Genomic DNA, 2,513 nt, shown 5'->3' on the forward strand with positions numbered 1-2,513 from the left:
ACCTCTTGGAAAGAGCAACAAAAATATGAACTAGCAAAGTTTGGCATCATCAGTAATCCAGAACAATTTGTTTTTACATATATCGACACAAAAGGAAACATCAATAAGCCTTTACATACTGACTATCTAAACAACAAAATGAAAAGTATTAGAAAGCGACATAAAGAGCTGACACATGCTACACCTCATAAACTGCGACATACAGGAGCAACACTTGCTAAACAAGCAGGAATGAGCTTAGAAGCCATTTCTGAAGCACTAACGCATAGCGATACAGGCACAACTCAAATTTATGTCAACACCTCTAATGTAGTTCCTATGGCAGTTGGGGAATTTGCTTTAAAGTCTATAAAACAATAAGGTAAAAATAAGGTGAACTTTGAGGTAAACTTTTTAAAAAAAACACGAAAAAAGCACCCATAAGGTAAACTTTTGAGTGCTTTGAAACGTTGATATAATCGTGTTGATTAACGTTTTGAGAATTGTGATGCTTTACGAGCTTTCTTAAGACCTGGTTTTTTCTACATCATGATATTTATGGTAAATTATAGCTAAACTCAAGTTCTTTTGAGAGATAAATTCTCAATCTTTACATATATAACCCTTTTAAAAATCAAGAGGTTATCAAAGGGTTATCAATTTTTAGTTTTCGGAGCTTATGTAATTGAGAAATACGAAATACTGTATCACAAAGATGATGTACAATTTCTTCGTGCCAGTGCAATTTCTTTTTCTATCCTGAAGATATTTAAATAGTCCTAGATATTATTTCTAATAAATTGAAATTAATCGAATAAATTAAATATTATTTCTAAATATTTGAAAATAATTACTATTTATATTATACTATCTGTGAGGTAACTATTATGAACTATATTAAAAGACCACATTATTTAGACTTTTTAAGAAGACATCGTGACCGACAAATCATCAAAGTTGTGAGTGGAGTTAGACGAGCTGGTAAATCTGTTCTCTTTCAACTCTATAAAGAGGAGTTACTAGCAACTGGAGTAGACGAGGATCAAATCATATCCATCAATTTTGAAGATCTGAGTTATTATGACCTGCGAGATTTTCAAATATTATTCGCTTATATAAAAGAAAGATTAGTTGAGGAAAAAACATACTATATCTTTTTAGATGAAATTCAACATGTTGAAAAATTTGAACTGGTAGCAGATAGTCTATTCATCTTGCCAAATGTTGACCTCTATTTGACTGGATCAAACGCCTACTTTATGAGTAGCCAATTATCTACAAACTTGACTGGTCGGTATGTTGAGATAGAAGTTCTTCCTTTGTCATTTGAAGAATACCTATCAGGTCAATCTCTCTCAGAGAATCTGAATACAACAGAAATTTTTAACAATTATCTCTTTAGTGCTTTCCCTTACTTATTGCAAACATCATCTTACGCTGAAAAAATTGATTATCTCAGAGGAATATATAACTCAATACTGTTAAATGATATTGTCACTAGATTGGGAAATCCAAATCCTACTATTATTGAGCGCATTGTACGAACCCTTCTCAGTAGTACAGGTAGCTTAATATCAACAAATAAGATTCGCAATACCCTTGTCAGCCAAAATGTTTCAATATCCCACAATACTTTGGAAAATTATTTGACGACTTTGACAGACAGTTTACTTTTTTATTCCGTTCCACGTTTTGATGTAAAAGGCAGAGCATTACTGCAACGCTTAGAAAAATATTATCCCGTTGATTTAGGTTTACGACACCTCTTATTACCAGACCACAAAGAAGATATTGGCCATATCTTGGAAAATATTGTCTATTTGGAATTGAGACGTAGATATTCACAAGTATATGTTGGTAATTTAGATAAATATGAGGTTGATTTTGTTGTTGTAACTGATCTTGGTCACTACGCTTATTATCAGGTCAGTGAAACAACACTTGCTCCAGAAACACTTGAAAGAGAACTTAGACCACTAGAAGCCATTAAAGATCAATTCCCCAAATATCTGTTAACAATGGATACGATTCAGCCAACAGCCAATTACAATGGTATTGAGAAGAAAAATATCATAGATTGGTTACTAGAAAAGTAGATAATCATAAATCATACAGCTAACTAGATTTGTAACAGTCTGTTATCAATGATTCTACCCAAATCCTAACAAAATATAAGAAATTTGGAACACACTATCTAATACAAAGACTTGAAGGATAAAATGGAATCTATAACTTCTGAAAGCAATATTATTACTCATAATGATGAATCTCCATAGAATTAATAAAGCTAGGAATCAAACGGAACTATAATGAAAAAGAGACTAAGCAATCAGGCTCTAAAATCCTAAAAAGCGCATAGTATCAAGTATTGAACAACCTTGATAATATGCGTTTTATTATGGAAATATTTCCCATTTTCTCTATTTCTAATGACTTACTTCAGCTTCTTACCTCTTGGAAAGAGCAACAAAAATATGAACTAGCAAAGTTTGGCATCATCAGTAATCCAGAACAATTTGTTTTTACATATATCG

Annotated in this window: 2 protein-coding genes and 1 pseudogene; all 3 read left to right on the plus strand. The window is 31.9% G+C overall.

The features are described from left to right. Nucleotides 1-360, plus strand: a 360-nt coding sequence (gene xerC, locus EII37_RS10620; protein WP_185696009.1) for a tyrosine recombinase XerC, incomplete at its 5' end; no start/stop codon positions are given. Between the two features lie 506 nt (nt 361-866). Further along, the gene (locus tag EII37_RS10625) at nt 867-2,075 is read left to right on the plus strand and encodes an ATP-binding protein (protein ID WP_124788551.1); all 1,209 of its coding nucleotides are present in this window, start codon (nt 867-869) and stop codon (nt 2,073-2,075) included. Nucleotides 2,076-2,365: 290 nt separating this feature from the next. Next, nucleotides 2,366-2,513: pseudogene (locus tag EII37_RS10630) on the plus strand (integrase); the annotation flags it as partial.

It is taken from the genome of Streptococcus sp. OH4692_COT-348 (assembly GCF_003859975.1).
GTDB lineage: Bacteria > Bacillota > Bacilli > Lactobacillales > Streptococcaceae > Streptococcus.